We start from the raw sequence: 21024 nt of genomic DNA, 5'->3' as shown, positions 1-21024 counted from the left end.
CCCCCTCCGATCGACCGCTACTGCAGCCTGATGTCGTTCACCGCCACGTGCCCCCACGTGAGGTTCGCCGCGGAGAACTGCACTTCGAACCTCGTCGCCGTGACGGGGGCCATGAACGTGAGCGTCCGGGACTCGACCGTCGACGTGTTGGTGGACCACGTGACGGCGGTCGTCGGCAGGACGGTCTGCCATGTTCCCGTGTCGCCGTTCAGCGCCTGCACGAACACCTGAGTCGGGCCCTGCCCTTGTCCGAACGCCGCGCTCAGCGTGATGGAGCTCGCCGTCACCGGCGGGCCGTCGATCTGCAGGTATCCGAGCGTCGATCCCTCCGAAGCCCAGGAGGTCGCGGGGTTGTTGTCGACCAGCGCAGACGTGACGTTGGTGTTCGACAGCTCACCCATGCTCGTCGCCGCCACGCCTCGGTAGGAGGCCGACAGCTCGTTCAGTGCCGCGTGACCCCAGGTCAGGTTCGCCGCCTTGATGATGACCCGGAGCTGACTGGTGGTCACCGCGGCCGGGAGCGTCAGCCGCTTGTACTCGACGGCGGAGGTGTTGGTCGACCAGCTGATCGCCGCATTGGAGAGTTGCGTCTGCCATCCGGTCCCGTTCCACGTCTGCACGTCCACGGCGGTGGGACCCTGTCCCTGCCCGAACGCGACCGCCAGTGTGACTGCATCGAGCGTGCGCGGGTCGTTGTACTGCACCGTGACGTCCCCGGGGAAGGTCGCGCCATTCGCAGTGGCCCATGACGTCGACACGTCGCCGTCGGCGACATTCGCCACGGTACCTGCCGACGTGCCGAGAGAAGACGTCGCGGTCGCGCCGACCACGTGCTGGATCGCACCCAGGTCGACGGCCCCCACGGGGACCGTGCTGCCGAGCGCGTCCTTCGTCTGCCCCCACTCGGAGACGCCCTTGTTCCGCACCGGCGATGTGCCCGCAGGGCTGAACGCCGCCATGTAGGCGTTGAACTGTGCGGAAGTAATGAACCCGCCAGAGGGCAGCGTGGCGGACGTGTTCGCCAGTTGCGGGTCGCCGACGGTCGCGCTCGTGTCGTTGGAGGCCGGAGTCGTGGACGACGTGCCGTTCCAGTAGAGGTTGTTCGAATACGGAGTGACAACCTCACCGGAGACGTTGTACGGAGCGTTGGACGGGTTGTAGATGATGTTGTCGACGACGGCCTGTCCGCGGGCGATCGAGTTGCCCGAGGTGTCCGTCGCCACGATCCCGGCGAGCTGCTTGGGGGCGCTGTTCACCCCCGGCGAAGTGAGCGTCGGACCGGGGTCGGCCGATGTCCAGATGGTGTTGTTGTGCGCTCGCGTTCCGCCACAGCCGGAGAGGAAGCGGAAGATGAGGCGCTTGTCGTTCACGCTGAGGTTGTAGCGAACCTGGTTCTGGTAGGCCGAGATCAAGCACATGAAGAACCCGCCGTTGTTGCTGTCGCTGATGTTGTACTGCACCACGCTGTTCTGGGAGCCCATGTCGGCGTCGAAAGCGAGTCCGTCTGCGTTGGAATAGATTCCCTCGAAAGCTGTCCGGCGAACAGTGTTGTACTGCACGACGATGCCCTTGGTCCCCTGCCACCAGATGCCGACATTGCCCCCGCCGGCGACGAGCTGGTGGCTTGCGGCGCGATCGACTGTGTTCCACTCGACCACGGCGTTGTCGGCGTACTGCGGCGTGATGCCGCCCCCGGTGACGTCGTGGACGTAGTTCTGGTCCACTTTGAGGCCGGTGAACGGCTTGCGCGTGCCCGAGACCTCTGTCGATGGAATCCCGGTCTCCCCGGAGTAGATTTCGCACCCCCCGCACCAGGTCGTGAAGGTGGAGATGCCGTACGCATTGACGTCGCTGACCTCGTTCCCGGAGATGCGCGTGCCGGCGAACCACGTCTGCACGCTGTTCCCTCGCACTCCGACAGCGATGCCACCCTCCCCGATGCCGCCCGACTTTCCCTGTCCGTCGACGAGGTGGACGAAGTTGTTCAGGATGGAGATGCCGTCCACCTCGCCGATGTCCTTCGCCTCGACATAGATGCCGCGTCGGATGCTGGATGTCGACGTCGTGATCGAGCTGGAGTTCGTGACCTCAAGGTTCTGCACGGTCACATAACTCGCGTTGCGCACGGTCAACGTGTTGGTCACGGAGCCGCCTCCATCGATGCGTCCTCGACCCGCGCCGTAGGACCCGATCGTGATCGGCGCGCTAGCGGTTCCTGATGACGTCACCGTCAAGCTGCCGGTCCAGACCGAGCCCCCCTTGAACAGAACGCTGTCGCCCGGCGAGAGGCTCGTCGCATTGACCTTGTCAAGCGAACGCCAGGGCGATGCCGCGCTCGTACCCGCCGCGGTGTCGTCGCCCGCCGCCGCATCGACGTAATAGGTGGTGCCACCGGCGGCGTATCCCGGCATTGCGCCGAGCAGGCTGGAACCGGCTGCGGCCAGGACCACGGCAATGGTTGCCGCGGTCAGTCTTCTGCGGCTCAACGGCCGCGTGCGTGGATAACTCATGTCCTGCCCTTCGTCGGACGGTGTGGTTGCGAGACAATATATAGGGCCATTTCGTAAATACCTAGGGTCAGTCGCGTCAGCGACACATGGCCGACAGTTCCGTGGACTTCGGCACGACGGGAGAACGCCCTCCATTACCGTCGCCGGATACGCCCGAGCTCCGTCGCGGGCAAAGAGTGATGGAACAGTGATGCAACAACCCGCGCGTGAAATTGCGTCTGCCCCGTTGCAGGCGTAACTTTGCCGCTCGTGGCAAATGACAGCCGTGAGAGCGCCGACGCCCCGCAGGTAGCCAAACGCATCCTGCTGGGCGAACCGCTCAGCACAGAGAAGGCGAACGAACAGCTCCTCCCGAAACGGATGGCGCTGCCGATCTTCGCATCCGACGCGCTCTCCTCCGTGGCCTACGGTCCGCAGGAGATGTTGATGACCCTCGGCCTCGGCGGTCTGGCGTTCCTCACGTTCGCCCCGTGGGTCGCGGCAGCGGTGGTGCTGCTGCTGATCGTCATCGTGCTGAGCTATCGCAAGCTCATCCAGGCCTACCCCTCGGGCGGCGGCGACTACGAGGTCGCGGCCAAGAATCTCGGCGAGATCCCGGCCGTCGTGGTGGCGGCGGCGCTGCTCGTGGACTACATCCTGACGGTGTCGGTGTCGATCGCGTCCGGCGTGGACAACATCATCTCCGCGGTGCCGCAGCTCGATCCGTTCCGCGTCGAGCTCGCCGTGGGCTTCGTGATCCTCATCGTGATCGTGAACCTGCGCGGCGTGCGCGAGGCCTCGACGTTCTTCGCGGTCCCGACCTACATCTTCATCGGATCCGTCGGCGTCATGATCGTCACCGGCCTGGTGCGCACGTTCCTCGGCGACGTGCCGGTCGCCGCGAGCTCGCAGTACGCGATGCACGGCGACCAGCTCGCGAACGCGGCGGTCATCCTGCTCGTGCTGCGCGCCTTCTCCAGCGGCTGTTCGGCCCTGACCGGCGTCGAGGCCGTCTCCAACGGCGTGCAGGCCTTCCGCATCCCCAAGATCGGCAACGCGCAGGCGACACTCGCCATGATGGGCGGCATCGCCATCCTGCTGTTCACCGGACTCACCGCCCTCGGCCTGATCACGCAGGTGCACTACGCGGAGAACCCCTGCCGCGACCTGGTCGGCTACGCCTGCGGGACTCCGCAGCAGAGCCTCATGGCGCAGATCGCCTCGGCGGTGTTCGGCGGCGGATCCTTGCCGTTCTTCATCATCCAGGCCGCGACCGCCTGCGTGCTGCTGCTCGCCGCCAACACGGCGTTCAACGGCTTCCCGCTGCTCGGCGCCGTCCTCGCGCGCGACGGCTACGCTCCCAAGGCGCTGAACACCCGCGGCGACCGCCTGGTGTTCTCGAACGGCATGATCCTGCTCGGCATCGCCGCGATCGGCGTGCTGGTGCTGTTCCAGGCGAATCTGACGAACCTCATCCAGCTGTACATCATCGGCGTGTTCGTGTCGTTCTCGCTCGGCCAGGTCGGCATGGTGCGGCACTGGCGACGGCTGCTGGCCGGCACCAAGACCATGAGCGTGAAGGATGCGCTGCCTGTACGCCGCACGGCCTACACGGGTCTTGCGATCAACTCCCTCGGCGCGTCGATGACGATCGCGGTGCTCGTGATCGTCACCATCACCAAGTTCACGCACGGCGCATGGATGGTGTTCATCGCGATCCCGCTGCTGGCCCTCCTCATGATGGGTGTGAAGCGCTACTACCGCGACGTCGAGCACGAGATCGCGATCGACGACACGACCCACTTCGGATCCGAGGGCGACGTCGCGATCATCCTCGTCAACCGGCTGCAGAAGCCGGTGATCAAGGCGATCGACTACGCCATCGCGGCCAAGCACCAGAAGACGATCGCACTGCACGTGGCCGCCAATCCGGAGGACGGCGTGCAGCTGCAGAAGGACTGGCAGCAGCATCGGATCCCGATCCCGCTGGTGATCGTGGAGTCTCCGTTCCGCCACTACGCGGCCCCCGTCGAGGCCTACATCAGCAAGTACCGGCAGAAGCACGGTCCGGCCGTGGTCACCGTGTATCTGCCGCAGTACATCGTGGGGCACTGGTGGGAGTCGATCCTGCACAACCGGCGCGCCCGGCGTGTGGCCAACCAGCTGATGATGGTGCACGGCGTCACGATCACGCTCGTGCCCTGGCTGCTCGACTCGTCCGAGCTCATCTACGGACGCCGCTCCCGGCCGGTGCCCGGCCAGCAGCGCGGCGGTCGCCCCCTCTACGGCGACGACAACACGAAGCCGGCGCGTCGGGTGCAGCGCCCGGCGGGCCCGCCCGAGCTGGGCTGAGCGCCGGCGCCGGGCAGCCGTTGACATGACGCCCGCCCGGCGGGACACTCGGGCTGACCGCGGGTGAACGACCACCGCGCGGCGGCGGAAGGACGACGATGCCCGAGACCACTGCTCTGATCGACCGGCTCCGCAGCAGGCTCCCGCAGGACGGCCTGGAGGACCGGGATCCCCGCGACGTCACGGGGGCGCTGACCGCGATGGTCGACCTCGCTGAGGGGCGTCGCCCCGGCGAGACGCGGGTCGCCGTCTTCACGCCGACCATCGCGGAGAACGGCTGGACCTCGCGGCGGACGATCGTGCAGATCTGCACTGACGACGTGCCCTTCCTGGTCGACTCCGTCGCCGCGGCCATCGCCGAGGAGGGGCCCACCGTCCACCTGCTCCTGCACCCGGTCGTCGCCGTCCGCCGCGACGACGAGGGCCGGCTGCTCGAGGTCGGCGGCCTGGGCGGCCGATCCGAGTCGTGGATGCACCTCGAGACCGACCGGATCCCGACCGTCGAGCAGCGGGAGGCGCTGCGTTCCCGGATCCTCTCCGTCGTCGCCGACGTGCACGCCGCGGTCGCGGACTGGAGCGTGCTGCGACGCACCTGCCTCGACATCGTCACCGCGCTGCGCACGTCCCCGCCGCCGGCCGCCGCTCCCGCGGAGATCGCCCGCAGCACCGAGTTCCTGAGCTGGCTCGCCGACGACCACTTCACGTTCCTCGGCTACCGCGCCTACGCGCTCGACGCGATCGACGGGGAGGACGTGCTCCGCCCCATCGACGACACCGGCCTCGGCATCCTCCGCGACGCGCCGAGCCGCGTCGTCCATCTGCGCCCCGAGGCCCGCGCGACCGCGCATGAGCCGCGGATCCTGACGATCACGAAGGCCAACTCGCGATCCACCGTGCACAGGCCCGTGTACCTCGACTACATCGGCGTGCGCTCGTTCGACGAGGCGGGGAACGTGACCGGGGAGCACCGCTTCCTGGGCCTGTTCACGTCGATCACCTACGCCTCCTCCGTGACCGCCCTGCCGATCGTCGCCGCGAAGGTGACCGAGGTGCTGGCGGCCTCCGGCCATGCGCCGGGGTCGCACTCGGCCAAGGAGCTGGAGCAGATCCTCGAGGACTACCCCCGCGACGAGCTGTTCCAGGACTCCCCGGAGCACCTGCTCGCGGTCGCCACCCGGATCAGCCGGCTGCGTGAGCGGCGCGGCGCGGCGATCTTCGCGCGCAGCGACGAGTTCGGCCGGTTCGTGTCGGCGCTGGTCCTGCTGCCGCGCGACCGCTACAACACCCCCGTGCGGCTGCGGATCGAGGCGCTGCTGAAGGACGCCTACGGCGTCGATGCCCTGGAGTACACCGCCAAGGTGGGCGAGTCGCCGCTCGCTCAGCTGCACGTCGTGATGCGGATGCCGAAGGACCGCGATATCCCCGCGATCGACCCGGCCGACCTGGACGCGCGCCTCGCGGCCGCCCTGCGCACGTGGGACTCGGAGTTCGTTGACGCGCTGCACGGCGCATACGACGAGGAGACCGCCGGAACCCTGCACGCCCGCTACAGCGCGGCCTTCCCGGAGTCGTACAAGGAGTTCGCGACGCCCGAGGAGGCCGTCGGCGATGTGCAGCGACTGGAACGGCTCGACGATTCCGGAGGCGTCGCCGTGCACCTGTACGCCGAGGGCGACGATGAGACGCGCCGCTTCCTGACCGTGGTGAGCGTGGATCCGCGCCCGCTCGCCGAGGTGCTGCCCATGCTCACCGCGCTCGGCGTCGAGGTCGTCGACGACCGCCCGCACACCGTCACACTCCCGGAAGGCACCCGGCGGCACATCTCCGACTTCGGCCTGCGGCTGTCCGATGCGGCACTCTGGGGCGACGAGACGCGGGCGGCGCAGTTCGAGGAGGCGTTCCTCGCGATCTGGACGGGCGCCGCGGAGAACGACAACCTCAACGCGCTGGTCGTGCACGCGGGGCTGGACTGGCGCGACATCGTCATCCTGCGCGCGATCGGCGGCTATCTGCGGCAGATCGGATCCGCGTTCTCGACGGGCTACATCGACCAAGCGCTGATCACGAACCCGACGATCGCGGTGTCGCTGGTGCACCTCTTCGCGGCGAGCTTCGCCCCGGACGCCGCGGATCCGGACGCGCAGGCCCGCATCCGGGAGCGCGTGCTCCAGGGGCTGGACGGTGTCGCGAGCCTCGACCACGACCGGATCCTGCGGGCGTTCCTGGGCGTGATCGACGCGACCCTGCGCACCAACTTCTACCAGCAGGGCGCCGACGGGCAGCCGAAGCCGTGGGTGTCGATGAAGCTGGACAGCAAGCGGGTGCCGGATCTTCCCGCGCCCCGGCCGATGGTCGAGATCTGGGTCTACTCCCCCGAGGTCGAGGGCGTGCATCTGCGCTTCGGCGCGGTCGCCCGCGGCGGCCTGCGCTGGAGCGACCGGCGCGAGGACTTCCGCACCGAGGTGCTCGGGCTGGTCAAGGCGCAGATGGTGAAGAACGCCGTGATCGTGCCGACCGGCTCGAAAGGCGGGTTCGTCGGCAAGCGGCTGCCCGACTCCGCCGCCGATCGCGGTGCGTGGCTGGAGGCGGGCAAGGCCGCCTATCGGACGTTCATCCGCGGGCTGCTCGACCTCACCGACAACCGCACGGCCGACGGGATCCTGCCGCCCGATCGCGTGGTGCGACGTGATGGCGACGACCCGTACCTCGTCGTGGCCGCCGACAAGGGCACCGCCACGTTCTCGGACATCGCGAACGGAATCTCCCAGGAGTACGGCTTCTGGCTCGACGACGCCTTCGCCTCGGGCGGCTCCGTCGGCTACGACCACAAGGCGATGGGTATCACGGCGCGCGGCGCGTGGGAGTCGGTCAAGCGGCACTTCCGTGAGCTGGGCACGGACACCCAGACCGAGGACTTCACCGTCGTCGGCATCGGCGACATGTCCGGCGACGTGTTCGGCAACGGGATGCTGCTGTCCGAGCACATCCGGCTGATCGCCGCGTTCGACCACCGTCACGTCTTCATCGATCCGGATCCGGATCCCGCCGTGTCCTTCGCGGAGCGACTGCGGCTGTTCCGCCTGCCCGGCTCGTCCTGGGGCGATTACGACCCGGCGCTGATCTCCGCGGGCGGCGGCGCCTTCCCGCTCAGCGCGAAGTCGATCCCGGTGTCGCCGCAGATGCGGGCGGCGCTCGGACTCGACGACGCGGTGACGGCGCTCACTCCGAACGAGCTCAAGCGCGCGGTGCTGCTCGCCCCCGTCGACCTGCTCTGGAACGGCGGCATCGGCACCTACGTGAAGGCGTCGACCGAGTCGCACGCCGAGATCGGCGATCGCGCCAACGACGCGATCCGCGTCGACGGGCGCAGCCTCCGGGTGCGCGTCGTCGGCGAGGGCGGCAACCTCGGGGTCAGTCAGCGCGGCCGCATCGAGGCGGCGCACGCGGGCGTGCAGATCAACACCGACGCCATCGACAACTCCGCCGGCGTGGGCACCTCCGACCGCGAGGTCAACATCAAGATCCTGCTCGGCGCGCTCGTGCGCGAGGGCGTGCTGAGCATCGAGGACCGCAACGCCCTGCTCGCGTCGATGACGGACGAGGTGGCCGTGCAGGTGCTGCGCGACAACTACGAGCAGAACGTGCTCCTCGGCAACTCCCGCGCCAACGCCGCGATCATGCTGCCCGTGCACGAGCGGCTGATGGAGACCCTGGAGGCGCGCGACGAGCTCGACCGCGACATCGAGTTCCTGCCCGACCGGCTCACGGTGCAGGAGCGCGTGGAGGCCGGCGAGGGGCTGACCCGACCGGAGTTCGCCGTGCTCGTCGCGTACGCGAAGCTCGCCCTCAAGACCGACTTGGCCGCGACCGACCTCGCCGACGACCCCTGGTTCGCGGAGACCCTCGCGGAGTACTTCCCGAGCGCGCTGCGCGAGCGGTTCGGCGAGCGCCTGGCCGAGCATCCGCTGCGCCGGGAGATCATCGTGAACACGGTCGTGAACTCGATGGTCAACCGCGGCGGGATCACGTTCGCCGACCGCGCGGCCGCGGAGACCGGGGCCACCGCCGAGCAGATCGCCCGGGCCTATGTCGCGGCGCGGGAGATCTTCGACCTGCGCGGCTTCGTCGTCGCGGTCGAGGCCACCGACAACCTCGTCGACACCGGCACTCAGACTCGGCTGTATCTGGATTTCCGGCGCCTGCTCGACCGCGCGGCGCGCTGGTTCGTGCAGCATCGCTCCGAAGGCGTCGACATCGGCGCGGAGATCGCCCGGTTCGCAGAGCCGGTGCGGATCCTCTCCGAGCGGCTCCCCGACTTCTTCCACGGCGACGAGGCGGCTCAGTTCGCCGCACGGCAGGCGGCACTCTCCGACGCGGGAGTGCCCGAGGATCTCGCGCACCGCGGCGCCCGGCTGCTCGAGGCGCTGCGACTGCTCGACGTGATCGAGCTCGCCCAGGCCAGAGGCTGGGATCTCGAAGACGTCGCGCGCACCTACTTCCTGCTCTCCGGGGAGATCCGCTTCGACGATCTGCTGACCAGCGTCTCGGGGCTGCCGCAGGACGACAGCTGGCAGTCGATGGCCCGCGCGTCCCTGCGCGACGACCTGTACGCCGTGCTCGTGGACCTGACCGCGTCGGTGCAGACCCATGCGGGCGACGTCGAGCTCGACCAGCGGTACGCCCGGTGGCTCGAGGGCGGCGGCAGCACGGCGCAGCGTGCCGCGTCAGCCCTCGCCGCTGCCTCCGCAGTCCCCCGGCCGGGGATCGCCGTGCTCTCGGTCGCCCTGCGTCGACTGCGCTCGCTCGTGCGCTGACCCGGGGCGTCATCGGATCCTTGGCGGGTCCTTGGTGCCTCGCTCCTAGCGTCGAAGCATGACGACGACGAGCACTGCGAGAGCGGCGACCGCGGGACGCCTGCTGAACAAGGTCCCCGAGGTCACGATCTGGTTCTGGATCATCAAGATCCTGTGCACCACGGTCGGCGAGAGCTTCGCGGACTGGATCAACCTCACACTCGGCGTCGGCCTGGGCAACACTGCGTGGATCTTCACGGGCGTGCTCGTCGTGGTCCTCGCGGTGCAGCTGAGCCTCAAGCGGTATTCGCCGTTCCCGTACTGGCTGACGGTCGTGGTCATCTCGATCACCGGCACCCTGTACACCGACATCCTGACCGACCAGCTGGGCGTGCCCCTGTGGGTCTCCTCCGCCGTGTTCTCGGTGCTGCTGGCGGCCGTGTTCGGGATCTGGTGGGCCCGGGAGCGCACGCTGTCGATCCATTCCATCGACACCCGCCCGCGCGAGGCGTTCTACTGGCTCACCGTGCTCGTGACGTTCGCACTCGGCACCGCGACCGGGGACTGGACGCTGGAGCTGACCGGCTGGAGCCCCGGGGTCGCCGTGCTGCTGCCGCTCGGACTGATCCTCGCGATCACCGCGCTGTGGCGTGGTGGAGCGAACCCCGTGCTGTCGTTCTGGCTGGCCTACATCCTGACGCGGCCGCTCGGCGCCAACATCGGCGACTTCCTCGGCTCCCCGACGCAGGCCGCGAACCCGGGCGAGCCGGTCGGCCTGGGCCTCGGCACCTTCGCCACGAGCATCATCTTCCTCGGGCTGATCCTGGCCACCGTGATCTACCTCGCGATCAGCCGCCGCGACGTGGTGGAGACCTACGACGCGACCCACGTCTCCCGAGTGTTCACCAGCCCGCAGCGCGAACGGATCGGCCTGATCGGATTCGTCGCCCTCGGCGTCGCCACCGCCGTGATCCTCACCGTCGCCTCACTCGCGCCCCACCAGGCGGCCGCGGCAGCCGACGACGGCGCTTCGACCGGTCCGGTCGCCTCTCTCTCGCCGCAGCAGGTCACCGCGCATCTGCCGAAGGAGGCGGTCGCCAAGTACATCGCGCTCGCGCAGACCGCGACGAAGCAGGATGCGGCGGGCGATACGTCCGCATCGCATGCCACCGTTCAGAAGATGCGCGACGCGTGGGACGCCGACGCGAACGCGCTGCAGGCCGCCGACCAGACCGCCTGGACGTTCCTGGATCAGCAGATGGACGCGATCCTCAAGACCTACGCGATCGATCATCCGGGGGTGAAAGCCGCGGCGCCCGCCGCGCAGCAGGCCGAGCTCGCGACCCTGCTGAAGGATCTCGGCGCCTGAGCCGGGATCGTCTGGGTCGCCGTCGATCAGGCCGGTGTGCCGAGGCGGTAGCCGGCGCCGCGGACGGTCTGGATGAGGTCGCGATCGGTCTTGCGTCGCAGGTAGTGCACGTAGGTCTCCACCGTGGTGAGGCTCTCGCCGCGGGCGAACACGGCCTGCAGCAGATACTCGCGGGAGAACGTCCGCTCCGGTTCGGCGGCCAGCACGTGCAGGAACGCGCTCTCGGCCTCGGTGAGCAGGATCCGCCCCGCGTACGGCGACTCGATGCTCTGATCGTCGGGGTGGAAGACCCAGCTGCCGATCGCGAGGCCCTCCTCCGGTCCGCCGTAGTCGCGGGTCAGCGCCCGCAGCCGCGCGCTCAGCTCCTCGAACTCGAAGGGCTTGACGAGGTAGTCGTTGGCGCCGGCGTCGAGGCCATCGACCCGGTCACGCACCTCGCCCAGCGCTGTGAGCATCAGGATCGGCGTCGCCACCCGGCGCCGGCGCAGCTCGCGCACCAGCTCCTCGCCGCTCATGCCGGGCAGCCGCCGATCCGTGACGATCACGTCGTAGCGCGCGGCGAGCGCCGCCGCCAGCCCCTCCTCGGCGGTCCCCTTCAGATCGACGCGCCATTCGGATCCGAGCACGTCACCCATGATCGGCCCGAGACGCGGATCGTCCTCGACCAGCAGCAGCCGCCCCGTCATCGCGCACCCTCCGCGAGCGGCACCCTCAGCGCGAACGCGGTGCCCTCGGGCCCGGTGCGCACGACCCGCACGTCTCCGCCGTGGCGCTCGACGACCTCCTTCACCAGCGAAAGTCCGATGCCGGACCGTGTGCGTGCGACGTCGTCGGATTCCCGCGCCGTCGCCGCGCCATGAGCGAAGCGGTCGAAGATGCGCTCCGGCGCGATCCCGACGATGCCGGATCCGCCGTCCAGGACGGTGACGCGCACCATGTCGTCCTCGGTCGCCGCCGAGACCACGACCGTCCCGTTCGACGGGGAGTGATCGATCGCGTTGTCGAGCAGCGCGACCAGGCAGCGGCGCAGTTCCGATTCCGGCAGCGCCGCGACGACCGGCCCCGGGACGGCACTCGCCGGGAGCTCGACCCGCACCGAGACCTCGCGCTGCGCGGCAAGCACGGCGAGGTCGGCCGCGACCTCGGTCAGCACGTCGGCGACCACGCAGCTGCCGCGGCGGGCGGGCGCGCCGGTCGCGACGGCCAGCATGTCATCGACCACGCCCGACATGATCCGGGCGTCGGCGCGCAGCGCTCCGACGATCTCGTGGCGGGGGTCGTCCGCGGGCGTGAGCAACGCGAGGTGCTGCGCCCGCGCGTTCAACACGGCGAGCGGGGTGCGCAGCTCGTGACTGGCATCGGCGACGAACCGCTCCTGGATGCGGGCGGCCTCTGCAAGCGGGCGGACCGCGCGGCGGGCGATGAGCCAGGCCGCACCGCCGGCGCACAGCACTGCGCCGACACCCACGACCAGGCCGGCGATCACGAGGTTGGCCGGCTCCACGAACACGCGGACGCTGCCCGGATCGACCCCCGCCTCCTCTGCCGGCCTGGTCTGCCAGAACAGGTAGCCCATCGCGAGCGCGGCGCCGACGAGCACGAGAACGGCCGAGACCCCGGCGACCTGCCAGCCGATCGCACGGCTGGAGCGGCGCGGATCGAGCGGATCCGGCGGGTGCGCACGTCGCGTCATGCGTCCATCATCCCCTGGCGCGCCTCCGGCGGGCCCGCACTCGGCACCGGTCCGTGCGGAAGGTGCATGGATCCCGCAGCGGCGCGTGAGGGAGTCGTGAGGATCCCGATCCGGCGCTCTCAGGACCGGTTCGATCGGATCCGTGCTCGACATCATCTACGTCGCGGGAATGCTCGCGCTGTTCGCCCTGGTCGCACTGATCGCGAAGGGAGTGGAGAAGCTGTGATCGTCATCGAGATCATCGCCGCTGTCCTCGCCGTCGCCGCGATCGGCTACCTCGTGGTCGCCCTCGTCGCCCCGGAGAAGTTCTGATGGGCGCCGCGTCACTCGACAGCGCCGGCCTCTGGCTCGGCGTGCTCCAGGCCGCCACGCTCATCGTCGTCCTCGTGCTGCTGTACCGCCCCCTTGGCGACTACATGGCCCGCGTCTACACCGGCGCCAAGGATCTGCGCGTGGAGCGCGGCCTCTACCACCTCATCGGCGTTGATCCGTCGTCCGAGCAGACCTGGCGGGCCTACGCGCGCAGCGTGCTCGCGTTCTCCGTCGTCGGCCTGCTGCTGCTCTACCTGCTGCAGCGCGTGCAGCAGGTCCTGCCGCTCTCGCTCGGCCTGCCCTCGGTGCCGGAGGGCCTCGCGTTCAACACGGCCGCCTCGTTCGTCGCCAACACCAACTGGCAGTCGTACTCGCCCGAGCAGACCATGGGCCACCTCGTCCAGCTCGCCGGCCTCGCCGTGCAGAACTTCACCTCGGCCGCGGTCGGCATCGCGATCGCCATCGCCCTCGTGCGCGGCTTCGCCCGTCGCGGCAGCGCCACGATCGGCAACTTCTGGGTCGACCTCATCCGCGGACTGATCCGCCTGCTGCTTCCCCTCGCCGTGCTCTCGGCGCTCGCCCTCATCGCCGGCGGCGTGGTGCAGAACCTGTCCGGCTTCACCGAGGTGCACACGCTCGCCGGCACCGCGCAGGCGATCCCCGGAGGACCGGTCGCCTCGCAGGAGGCCATCAAGCTCCTCGGCACCAACGGCGGCGGCTTCTACAACGCCAACTCCGCGCACCCGTTCGAGAACCCGACGCCGTGGACGAACCTGCTCGAGATCATCCTGATCCTCGCGATCCCGTTCGCGCTGCCGCGCACGTTCGGCCGGATCGTCGGCGACCACCGCCAGGGCTACGCGATCGCGGCCGTGATGGGCACGATCTTCCTGGTCTCCTTGATCGCACTGAGCGCCCTCGAACTCGGTGGCGGCGGTACGGCCACGCAGCTCGCCGGATCCGCCATGGAGGGCAAGGAGCAGCGGTTCGGGATCCTCGGATCCTCGCTCTTCGGCACCGCGTCCACGCTCACCTCCACCGGTGCGGTCAATGCGATGCACGACTCGTTCACCCCGCTCGGCGGCATGATGCCGATGATCAACATGATGCTCGGCGAGGTCGCGCCCGGCGGCGTCGGGTCCGGGCTGTACGGCATGCTCATCCTCGCCGTGATCGCGGTGTTCGTGGGCGGGCTGCTCGTCGGCCGCACCCCGGAGTACCTGGGCAAGCGTCTCGGTCCGCGTGAGATCAAGCTCGCCAGCCTCTACATCCTGGTGACGCCGACCCTGGTGCTGGCCGGCACCGCCCTGAGCTTCGCGATCCCGCCGATCCGCGCCGATGTGGAGAAGACCTCGATCCTCAACCCCGGCCCGCATGGGCTCAGCGAGGTGCTCTACGCCTTCACCTCGGCGGCGAACAACAACGGATCCGCCTTCGCCGGCCTCACCGCGAACACCCCCTGGCTGAACACCGCGCTCGGCGTCGCGATGCTGCTCGGACGGTTCGTCCCGATCGTGTTCGTGCTGGCTCTCGCCGGATCCCTGGCCCGGCAGCAGCACGTGCCGGAGACGGCCGGAACGCTGCCCACGCACCGCCCGCAGTTCGTCGGGCTCCTCATCGCAGTGTCCGTTGTGGTCACCGCCCTCACCTACTTCCCCGTGCTCACGCTCGGGCCGCTCGCAGAAGGACTCGTCCGATGACCGTCATGACCCCCTCAGTCCCTGAGCCTGTCGAAGGTCTCACCCACCCCGCTCCCGAACCCGCATCGGGCGACGGATCCGGATCCCCGAAGCGCCCGCAGCGCGCCTTCGGCTGGAGCCAGCTCACGCAGGCTCTGCCCGGTGCGCTGCGCCGGCTGAATCCCGCCACTCTGCTGCGCAACCCCGTCATCCTTCTCGTGTGGGCCGGCGCCGCGATCACCACCGTGCTGGCGGTCGCCGAGCCGTTCGTCGGTTCAGCCGCGGCGGCCTCGGGCGGCACTCCCGTCCCGAACGGCTTCACCTGGTCGATCGCGGTCTGGCTGTGGCTCACGGTGCTGTTCGCGAACCTCGCGGAGTCGGTCGCCGAGGGGCGCGGCAAGGCGCAGGCGGCCACTCTGCGCAAGACGCGCACGAGCACGATGGCCCGGCGCGTGGTCCGCTACGACGACGCGACCGATCCCACGGCGGAGCGCGCGGCGACCGAGGAGGTCTCCTCCGCCGACCTGCGCCGGGACGACGTGGTGATCGTGGTCGCGGGCGAGCCCATCCCCGGAGACGGCGATATCGTCGCCGGCATCGCGACCGTCGACGAGTCGGCGATCACCGGCGAGAGCGCCCCTGTGGTGCGCGAGTCCGGCGGCGACCGCAGCGCCGTCACCGGCGGCACCCGGGTGCTGTCGGACCGGATCGTGGTGCGGATCACGTCCCAGCCCGGCGAGACCTTCGTCGACCGCATGATCGCGCTCGTCGAAGGCGCGGATCGCCAGCGCACCCCTAACGAGATCGCGCTCAACATCCTGCTCGCGAGCCTGTCGATCGTGTTCCTGGTGGTGGTGCTGGCCCTCAACCCGATCGCGTCGTACTCGGCGTCGCCGGTGAGCATCCCGGTGCTGATCGCCCTGCTCGTCTGCCTGATCCCGACCACGATCGGCGCGCTGCTGAGCGCGATCGGCATCGCCGGGATGGACCGTCTCGTGCAGCGCAACGTGCTGGCGATGTCGGGCCGCGCGGTCGAGGCCGCGGGCGACGTCACCACGCTGCTCCTCGACAAGACCGGCACGATCACTTACGGCAACCGCCGTGCCACCGACGTCCGACCGGTCGCCGGGGTCTCCGCGGAGGAGTTGTTGCACGCCGCGGCACTGTCCTCCCTCGCCGACCCCACGCCGGAGGGCGCGTCGATCGTCGAGCTCGCCGCGGGCCGCGGCATCGTGGTCGCCGCTCCCGAGGGTGCCGAGACCGTGCCGTTCACCGCGCAGACCCGCATGAGCGGCGTCGACCTGATCGACGGGACGCAGATCCGCAAGGGGGCAGGATCCGCGATCCGCGCCTGGATCGAGTCGGAGGGCTCCGGCGACGCGGCGGCCGCCGCCGAGGCCGCGCGCTTCGCCGACGAGATCGCCGCGTCGGGCGGCACTCCGCTCATGGTGGCCGTGGTCTCCTCGGGGTCGTTGAGCGAGGCGGGCACCCGCATCCTCGGCGTCGTGCACCTCAAGGATGTCGTCAAGGAGGGCCTGGCGGAGCGGTTCGGTGAACTGCGCAGCATGGGCATCCGCACCGTGATGATCACGGGTGACAACCCGCTCACGGCGAAGGCGATCGCGGCCGAGGCCGGCGTCGACGACTACCTCGCCGAGGCCACCCCGGAGGACAAGCTGGCCCTGATCCGTCGCGAGCAGGAGGGCGGCCGCCTCGTCGCGATGACCGGGGACGGCACGAACGACGCCCCGGCGCTCGCGCAGGCCGATGTCGGCGTCGCGATGAACACCGGCACCTCGGCCGCCAAGGAGGCCGGGAACATGGTGGATCTCGACTCGGATCCGACCAAGCTCATCGACATCGTGCGGATCGGCAAGCAGCTGCTGATCACCCGTGGCGCGCTCACCACGTTCTCGCTCGCCAACGACATCGCGAAGTACTTCGCGATCATCCCGGCGATGTTCATGGGTGCTTTCCCCGGGCTCGCGGCGCTCAACATCATGCAGCTGCACTCGCCGGCCTCCGCAGTGACGAGCGCGATCATCTTCAACGCGGTCGTGATCGTCTTCCTCATCCCGCTCGCCCTGCGCGGCGTGGCCTACAAGCCGGCGAGCGCGTCGCAGATCCTGCAGCGCAACCTGCTGATCTACGGGATCGGCGGCGTGATCCTCCCGTTCGTCGGCATCAAGCTCATCGACCTCGTCGTCGCTCTCATCCCCGGTTTCTGACGCCGGCCACTGACTCCAAAGGAACGCACACCATGTCGAACCTCCGCGGCACCGTCCGCCTCACCGGCGTCGCCGTCCGCGCGATGCTCGTGCTCACCCTCCTCCTCGGCGTCGGGTACACGCTCGCGATCACCGGCATCGGCCAGCTCGCGCTGCCCTGGCAGTCGAACGGATCCCTCGTCGACGCGAAGGGGCGACCCGTCGGCGGCTGGGCCGGCGGTGACGCGCCGCTCGGCAGCGCGCTGATCGGGCAGTCCTTCACCGACGCCAAGGGCGAGGCGCTGCCGCAGTACTTCCAGCCCCGCCCCTCAGCGGCCGGCAAGAACGGCTATGACCCCACGGCCTCGGGCGGCAGCAACCTCGGGCCCAACAACCCCGACCTCGTCAAGGCGATCGCCGAGCGCCGTGCGGCGATCGCGGCGCGCGAGCACGTCGCCGCATCCGCGGTCCCTGCGGACGCTGTCACCGCCTCGGCGTCGGGCCTCGATCCGCAGATCAGCCCGGCGTACGCCCTGCTGCAGGTGAACCGGGTCGCCGAGGCGCGCGGCCTGGACGCCTCCGCCGTCCGCTCGCTGGTGGAGTCTAGGATTCAAACGCGCGATGCGGGCTTCCTCGGCGAGGAGCGGGTGAACGTGCTCGCGCTGAATCAGGCCCTCGACGCCCTGCAGCGGTGAGAACCGGCGACGAGAGAGCACCTGCAGTGAGCGAGGCGATGATGGGCGCGAGGCGCGAGGGGGGATCCGGATCCCGCGGACGCCTGCGCGTGCTGCTGGGTGCGGCGCCCGGCGTGGGCAAGACCTACGAGATGCTCGGCGAGGGCCGACGTCTCGCCGAGGCCGGGCGCGATGTGGCGATCGGGATCGTGGAGACGCACGGTCGCGACGCGACCCTGGCGCAGACCCGGGGCATCGAGCAGGTGCCGCGCCGGGCCGTGTCGCACCGCGGGGTGCAGCTCGATGAGCTCGACCTCGACGCGGTGCTCGCCCGTCGGCCAGAGCTCGCGCTCATCGACGAGATGGCGCACACCAACGCGCCCGGATCCCGCAACGCCAAGCGCTGGCAGGACGTGCAGGAGCTGCTGGACGCGGGCATCGACGTGATCACCACGGTGAACGTGCAGCACATCGAGTCGCTCAACGCCGTCGTCGAGAAGATCACCGGCGTCGTGCAGCAGGAGACCGTCCCGGACGACGTCATCCGCGACGCGGACGAGGTGGAGGTCGTGGATCTCGCCCCGCAGACCTTGCGCGACCGGCTGTCCGCGGGCCAGGTGTATCCGGCCGAGCGCATCGACGCGGCGCTGTCGAACTACTTCCGCCTCGGCAACCTCACGGCGCTGCGAGAACTGGCGCTGCTGTGGCTGGCGGACGAGGTGGACAGCGCGCTGCGCAGCTACCGCACCCAGCACGGCATCGACAGCGCCTGGCAGGCCAGGGAGCGCGTGGTCGTCGCCCTCACCGGTGGACCGGAGGGCGAGACGCTGCTGCGCCGTGGCGCCAGGATCGCGGCGCGTTCGGCGGGCGGGGAGCTGCTCGCCGTGCACGTCACCACGCAGGATGGCCTGCGCGGCGATCGCCCTGGCGCACTCAGCGCCCAGCGCGGCCTCGTGGAATCCCTGGGCGGCAGCTACCACCAGCTCGTGGGCGACGACGTGCCGGGCGCGCTGGTCGAGTTCGCGCAGTCCGTCGACGCCAGCCAGCTCGTGATCGGAGTGAGCCGGCGCTCCCGGCTCTCCGCAGCGCTCACGGGGCCGGGCATCGGCGCGGAGATCATCCGCCGCTCCGGGGACATCGACGTGCACATCGTCACCCACGCCGCCGCAGGCGGGCGCGGACCGCTCCCCTCGATCAGAGGCGGAGCCCTCGGGTGGCGGCGCCAGCTCATCGGCCTCGCCGTGGCCCTGGTCGGCGGGCCGCTGCTGTCCTGGCTGCTGTTCGCGCTCAAGGCACCCGGATCCATCACCACCGACGTGCTCAGCTACCAGCTGCTGGTCGTCGTGGTGGCGCTCATCGGCGGCCTGCGGCCGGCCCTCTTCGCCGCCGTGCTGAGCGGGTTCACGCTGGACTTCCTCTTCGTCGATCCGCTGTTCACCGTCACGATCGCGGATCCGCTGCACGCCCTCGCCCTCGCGCTCTACGTCGTGATCGCGGTGCTCGTGAGCATCGTCGTGGACCAGGCGGCCCGCCGCGCCCGCGCCGCCCAGCGCGCGGCCGGGGAGGCCGAGCTCCTCGCCGCGGTGGCGGGCAACGTGCTGCGCGGCGACAGCGCCCCCACCGCCCTGGTCGCACGAGCACGCGAGGCGTTTGGACTGAGCGGCATCCGGCTGCTCTCCCCCGACGGCGCGGTGATCGCCGCCGACGGGGAGCCGCTCGCCCGGAGCGACGAGGATCCGAGCGAATCCCCGGCCGGAGAATCCGCCGCAGCAGGATCGGCGTCGGCATCGACCGCCGCCGGGCGCGTCGAGACCGTGCCGGTCGGCATCGGAGCGGATGGACAGCCGCGCGCGATCCTCGAGCTGCACGGGGTCGACCTCGACGCGGCGGGACGCCGGCTGCTCGACGCGATCGTGGCGCAGCTCGCCGCCGCGATCGAGCACACCGACCTGCGCGAGACCGCGAGCCAGGCCGCGGTGCTCGCCGAGACCGATCAGGTGCGCAGCGCCCTACTCTCGGCCCTGAGCCACGACCTGCGCCGCCCGCTCGCCGCCGCCGTCGCCGCGGTCGGCGGACTGCGCAGTGCGCACCGCCTCTCGGCGGAGGACCGCGCCGAGCTCGTCGAGACCGCCGACGAGAGCCTCGCCACGCTGTCACGCCTGGTCACCGACCTGCTCGATGTCAGCCGCGTGCAGGCCGGTGTGCTGGCGGTGTCGCTGGGCCGGGTGGATGCTGCGAGCGGCGTGGTCTCGGCGCTGGACGAGCTGTCGCTCGGCCCCGCCGATGTCGAGCTCGCCCTGGATCCGGTGCTGCCGGCGCTGCGCGCGGATCCGGTGCTGCTGCAGCGCGTGCTCGTGAACCTGCTCACCAATGCCGTCCGGCATTCGCCCGACGGCGTCCGCGTGATCGTGTCGACGAGCCGCCTCGGCGAGCGCGCGGAGATCCGCGTGGCCGACCGGGGCGAGGGCATCCCCGAGGACCAGCGCGCGAGCGCGTTCCTGCCGTTCCAGCGCCACGGCGACACCGACAACACGACGGGGCTCGGCCTCGGCCTCGCCCTGTCCCGCGGTTTCGCCGAGGGCATGGGCGGTACGCTGACGGCCGAGGACACCCCCGGCGGCGGCCTCACGATGGTGGTGTCGCTGCCGCTCGCGGATGCTGGTTTCGAAGCGCGCACTTTGCCGTATCCGAGCACGGAATACGACCATTTGCGCGCTTCGAACCGGGAGAGCCCCACGACGGACGGAGATCCTCGATGAAACTGCTCGTCGCCGACGACGACCCGCAGCTCGTGCGCGCCCTGCGGATCACGCTCGCCGCGCACGGCTACGACGTGATCGCCGCCCCCGACGGCGCCGCCGCGATCGCGATGGCCGCCCAGGCCCACCCCGACATCGTGCTGCTCGACCTCGGCATGCCGAAGCTCGACGGAATCGCCGTGATCGAGGCGCTGCGCGGCTGGAGCGACGTGCCGATCCTGGTCGTGTCGGGCCGGACCGGATCCGCGGACAAGGTCGAGGCCCTCGATGCGGGCGCCGACGACTACGTCACCAAGCCGTTCCAGATCGACGAGCTGCTCGCGCGGCTGCGCGCCCTCGCCCGCCGCCGCGGCGGAGCACCGGCCGAGTCGTCGGTCGCCTTCGGCGAGGTGGAGGTGGATCTGGCAGCCAAGGCCGTGACGCGCGGCGGATCCCGCGTGCACCTCACTCCCACGGAGTGGCAGATCCTGGAGCATCTGGCCCGCCACCCCGGCGCGCTCGTGACGCGGCAAGAGCTGCTGCGCGAGATCTGGGGCACCGAGCAGATCACCGACACCGGCTATCTGCGGCTGTACCTGTCGCAGCTGCGCAAGAAGCTCGAGCGCACCCCCAGCGCTCCGAAGCACCTGCTCACCGAGCAGGGGATGGGCTACCGCCTGGTGCTGGATCCGGACTGATCCCCCGCTCTGACGAACGA

The 21024-nt window shown here is 70.2% G+C and carries 12 protein-coding genes; 9 read left to right on the top strand and 3 right to left on the bottom strand.

Annotated features, from left to right (window positions below; genetic code table 11):
• Window positions 1-17 precede the first annotated feature (17 nt).
• Complete coding sequence (locus AC1DCT_RS12605; protein WP_477429563.1) at window positions 18-2450, bottom strand: discoidin domain-containing protein; 2433 nt, start codon at window positions 2448-2450, stop codon at window positions 18-20.
• Window positions 2451-2759: 309 nt separating this feature from the next.
• On the opposite strand from AC1DCT_RS12605, the gene AC1DCT_RS12600 reads away from it, so the two are divergent.
• The 3 genes from AC1DCT_RS12600 to AC1DCT_RS12590 all read left to right on the top strand — a co-directional run bounded on the left by AC1DCT_RS12600 (window position 2760) and on the right by AC1DCT_RS12590 (window position 11003).
• On the top strand, window positions 2760-4841 hold the full coding sequence (locus AC1DCT_RS12600) for an APC family permease (RefSeq protein ID WP_441977432.1): 2082 nt from the start codon (window positions 2760-2762) through the stop codon (window positions 4839-4841).
• Window positions 4842-4939: 98 nt separating this feature from the next.
• Window positions 4940-9655 carry an NAD-glutamate dehydrogenase gene (locus AC1DCT_RS12595; protein ID WP_477429561.1) on the top strand — a complete coding sequence of 1572 codons (4716 nt, stop codon included), beginning with the start codon at window positions 4940-4942 and terminating at the stop codon, window positions 9653-9655.
• 58 nt (window positions 9656-9713) lie between these two features.
• Window positions 9714-11003, top strand: a complete 1290-nt coding sequence (locus tag AC1DCT_RS12590) for a COG4705 family protein (RefSeq protein WP_441977434.1) — start codon at window positions 9714-9716, stop codon at window positions 11001-11003.
• A gap of 26 nt (window positions 11004-11029) precedes the next feature.
• On the opposite strand, the gene AC1DCT_RS12585 is transcribed toward AC1DCT_RS12590, so the two are convergent.
• Window positions 11030-11689 carry a response regulator transcription factor gene (locus AC1DCT_RS12585; protein ID WP_440733001.1) on the bottom strand — a complete coding sequence of 220 codons (660 nt, stop codon included), beginning with the start codon at window positions 11687-11689 and terminating at the stop codon, window positions 11030-11032.
• Complete coding sequence (locus AC1DCT_RS12580; RefSeq protein WP_441977435.1) at window positions 11686-12696, bottom strand: sensor histidine kinase; 1011 nt, start codon at window positions 12694-12696, stop codon at window positions 11686-11688. The genes AC1DCT_RS12585 and AC1DCT_RS12580 overlap by 4 nt, the downstream gene beginning before the upstream one ends.
• Before the next feature lie 222 nt (window positions 12697-12918).
• On the opposite strand from AC1DCT_RS12580, the gene AC1DCT_RS12575 reads away from it, so the two are divergent.
• From AC1DCT_RS12575 to AC1DCT_RS12550, 6 genes are read left to right on the top strand one after another with little or no spacing between them, the layout of a single operon-like run.
• Window positions 12919-13008, top strand: coding sequence for a potassium-transporting ATPase subunit F (locus AC1DCT_RS12575; RefSeq protein ID WP_292718460.1), 90 nt, complete (start codon window positions 12919-12921; stop codon window positions 13006-13008).
• On the top strand, window positions 13008-14708 hold the full coding sequence (gene kdpA / locus AC1DCT_RS12570) for a potassium-transporting ATPase subunit KdpA (RefSeq protein ID WP_477429559.1): 1701 nt from the start codon (window positions 13008-13010) through the stop codon (window positions 14706-14708). The genes AC1DCT_RS12575 and kdpA overlap by 1 nt, the downstream gene beginning before the upstream one ends.
• Window positions 14705-16915, top strand: a complete 2211-nt coding sequence (gene kdpB / locus AC1DCT_RS12565; protein WP_477429557.1) for a potassium-transporting ATPase subunit KdpB — start codon at window positions 14705-14707, stop codon at window positions 16913-16915. Before kdpA ends, kdpB begins: the two co-directional genes overlap by 4 nt.
• Window positions 16916-16947: 32 nt before the next feature.
• On the top strand, window positions 16948-17589 hold the full coding sequence (gene kdpC, locus AC1DCT_RS12560; RefSeq protein WP_477229798.1) for a potassium-transporting ATPase subunit KdpC: 642 nt from the start codon (window positions 16948-16950) through the stop codon (window positions 17587-17589).
• Window positions 17590-17630: 41 nt separating this feature from the next.
• The gene (locus AC1DCT_RS12555; protein ID WP_477429668.1) at window positions 17631-20327 is read left to right on the top strand and encodes an ATP-binding protein; all 2697 of its coding nucleotides are present in this window, start codon (window positions 17631-17633) and stop codon (window positions 20325-20327) included.
• The gene (locus tag AC1DCT_RS12550) at window positions 20324-21004 is read left to right on the top strand and encodes a response regulator (protein ID WP_477429555.1); all 681 of its coding nucleotides are present in this window, start codon (window positions 20324-20326) and stop codon (window positions 21002-21004) included. The genes AC1DCT_RS12555 and AC1DCT_RS12550 overlap by 4 nt, the downstream gene beginning before the upstream one ends.
• Window positions 21005-21024: the final 20 nt, after the last annotated feature.

The organism is Microbacterium sp. 10L49 (genome assembly GCF_056395125.1).
Note: the sequence above shows the minus strand (reverse complement) of the source record. Positions and strands in the feature narration are given on the sequence as shown.